This is a genomic window from Halobacterium bonnevillei (assembly GCF_009831555.1).
GTDB classification, from domain to species: domain Archaea; phylum Halobacteriota; class Halobacteria; order Halobacteriales; family Halobacteriaceae; genus Halobacterium; species Halobacterium bonnevillei.
On sequence record NZ_WUUU01000283.1, the window covers coordinates 1 to 2345 of the forward strand.

Below are 2345 nucleotides of genomic sequence, written 5' to 3' on the forward strand. Positions count from 1 at the left end.
TGCCAGTCGCCCGGGCGCCCCGTCCGTGCAGCAGGACGACCGCGCGGTCCGCGTCCGCCAGCGGCGTCCCGCGGTGTTCGACTGGCTGTCCGGCGTGGGGGTCGGCGGTTGTCATGCTCCGGCGTAGACGCCCGACACGTAAACGCTTCAGCTAACTGCCCGGCCACCCGGTGACGGGCGCGTCACCGCCGTCGGGTCACGGCCGGGCCGTCACCGCTCCCGGCTTCGGATGCCGTCGCCTGTCGGGTAGTTTCACTCCGTTACCTAATTCGAGCCGGAACCAATATGGGTGCCCGCCCCGTACGACGGAGCATGTCTGACGAGCGATACAGCGAGGAGGCCTGCCACGTCATCGACTCGCTGGAACAGATCGGGTCCCAGTGGCGGCTCATCGTGCTCCACGACCTCCAGGAGGGCGAGAAGCGGTTCAACGAACTGAAGCGTTCGACGGACGCCAGCTCCCGGACGCTCTCCCGCGTCCTCGACGACCTCCAGGAGATGGGGTTCGTGAACCGCCGCCTCGAAGAGGAGTCGCCCGTCGCGACGTACTACTCGCTGACCGCGAAAGGCGAATCGCTGTTCCCCGTCTTCGACGCCATCGAGCAGTGGGCCGAGGAGTGGCTGGCCGAGGACGAGGAGGGCGTCGAAGCAGTCGGCTCGCTCGCGGACACGTAACTTCTGCAGCGAAGTTTGACAGCCGGATTGCTCGGCTGGATCAGCCGATGGCTCGTCGAAACTCGGCCCTGAGCACGTGTCGCTCGAGCACGCGACGCCGGCAACGACCACCGCGAACCCGAGCACGGTCGCCGACGTCACGCCGGTCCCGAACAGGAGGAGTCCGGTGAGCGCTGCGAAGATCGGGACGGTGTACGCGACGAGGTTCGCGCGGACCGGACCGATCTGCCGGATGAGCGTGAAGTAAATCGGGTACGCGAGGGCCGTCGAGAGCACGCCGACGACGAGCACCGCGGTGACGACCCCGGGCTTCACGGCACCGCCAGCGGGCGACTCGCCGAGCGCGACGCTCATCCCGTGGAGCAGCGCCGCCCCCAGGACCATCGCCCACGTCGTCAACGGGATGCTGTCGATAGTCGCACCGAGGCGCTGGAGCGCAACGCTGCCGAACGCGACCGCTACCGCAGCGCCGAGCACCGACACCTTCCCGAGCGTCGACCCCGCCGTGAGGGCGTCTGGTGACGGCTGAACCAGGATGACGACGCCCACCAGCCCGAGGAGGATGCCGAGGACGCTGACCGCGTCGAGGCGCTGGTCGAGCAACGCGAACGCGAACGCCGGCGCGAGAATCGGGTTCAGGCCGTACATGACCGAGGCGGCCGCCGGCGTGATGGTCTGCTGGCCGAGGAACAGGAGGCTGTCGTTCGCCGCGACGAGCGTCACCGCGCCAACCACGACGCTGGCGTAGTCCGCGGTGCTCTCCGGGATCCACTCGCCGCATCGCAGCGCGACGAATACGAGCAGCAACGGGGCTGCCACGTCGAACCGCAGCGCCGCGAAGAACACCGGCGGAATCGCCGTCAGCCCGGTCTTGATGGCGACGAACGAAACCCCCCACAGCATCGAGAGGAGCACGAACAGGGCCGCGTTTCGGTAGGCTGCGAGGGTCATATCTGGACGAGGCGAGCGTTCATGCGCTCGAGATGCTGGGGGTCCGGCGTGCGACAGCTGGTCGGCCGTCCCCTCCGAATACCGTCGTCTCAGGCCCTCGTGCCTGATACGAAACACTACACGCCACAGGCGTTGCCGCAACTCGCTGGGACGCAGTTGCGCCTGGGACTACGCTTGGCCGACTGCCGCCGCGATCGCTTCGAGGTCCGCCTTCCGGAACGGCTGCGTCTCGGTCTCTTCGTCCGGGTCCGCGAGGCCGTCCACCCGCTCGCGGATGCCCGCGCGCATCTCGGCTTTCCCGGGTCGCCCCGCCGCGCCCACGCCCGCGTCCACGGCCTCGGAGACCGCCGCCAGTTCCTCTTTGGTGAACGCCGCTGACGCCTCGCGCTCGAACCGCCCCACGGCGACGCGAATCTCGTTCCGCAGGTCGTCGACTGTCTTCGCCATACCCGTCCCGACGCGTCGGGCCGCCGTATACGCTTGGTTCCCCGCCGCCCGCGATTTCCGCGACTGCGAACTCGCGCCCGGTTTTTAGGGCGTCGGCGAGAACCGGTCCACCGTGCCAAACCCCGTCGCCCTCCTTGTTCCCGCAGCGTTCGTCCTGTTCGGCGCGTTCGTCGCGTCGCAGGCGCGCCAGCCCTACCGCCGGTACCGCACGGTGGCGGACGTGCTCGCGACGCCGGCGCAGTCGTTCCCGGGCCGGAGTCGTCAGACCTCGA

Annotated in this window: 2 protein-coding genes and 1 pseudogene; 1 reads left to right on the forward strand and 2 read right to left on the reverse strand. The window is 69.1% G+C overall.

The features are described 5' to 3' along the window. Positions 1–312 precede the first annotated feature (312 nt). Entirely contained in the window at positions 313–675 is a 363-nt protein-coding gene (locus GRX66_RS18350) for a winged helix-turn-helix transcriptional regulator (RefSeq protein WP_159527768.1), read from the forward strand. Between the two features lie 147 nt (positions 676–822). On the opposite strand, the pseudogene GRX66_RS18355 reads toward GRX66_RS18350, so the two are convergent. Both GRX66_RS18355 and GRX66_RS18360 read right to left on the reverse strand, forming a co-directional pair. Next, positions 823–1626: pseudogene (locus GRX66_RS18355) on the reverse strand (DMT family transporter); the annotation flags it as partial. A 168-nt stretch (positions 1627–1794) separates the two neighbouring features. Continuing rightward, positions 1795–2073, reverse strand: a complete 279-nt coding sequence (locus tag GRX66_RS18360) for a hypothetical protein (RefSeq protein WP_159527769.1) — start codon at positions 2071–2073, stop codon at positions 1795–1797. Positions 2074–2345 lie beyond the last annotated feature (272 nt).

Bases quoted from the DNA above. Each gene is read 5' to 3' on its own strand.
- GRX66_RS18360 (WP_159527769.1), bottom strand. From the start codon at position 2,073: ATGGCGAAGACAGTCGACGACCTGCGGAACGAGATTCGCGTCGCCGTG.
- GRX66_RS18350 (WP_159527768.1), top strand. From the start codon at position 313: ATGTCTGACGAGCGATACAGCGAGGAGGCCTGCCACGTCATCGACTCG.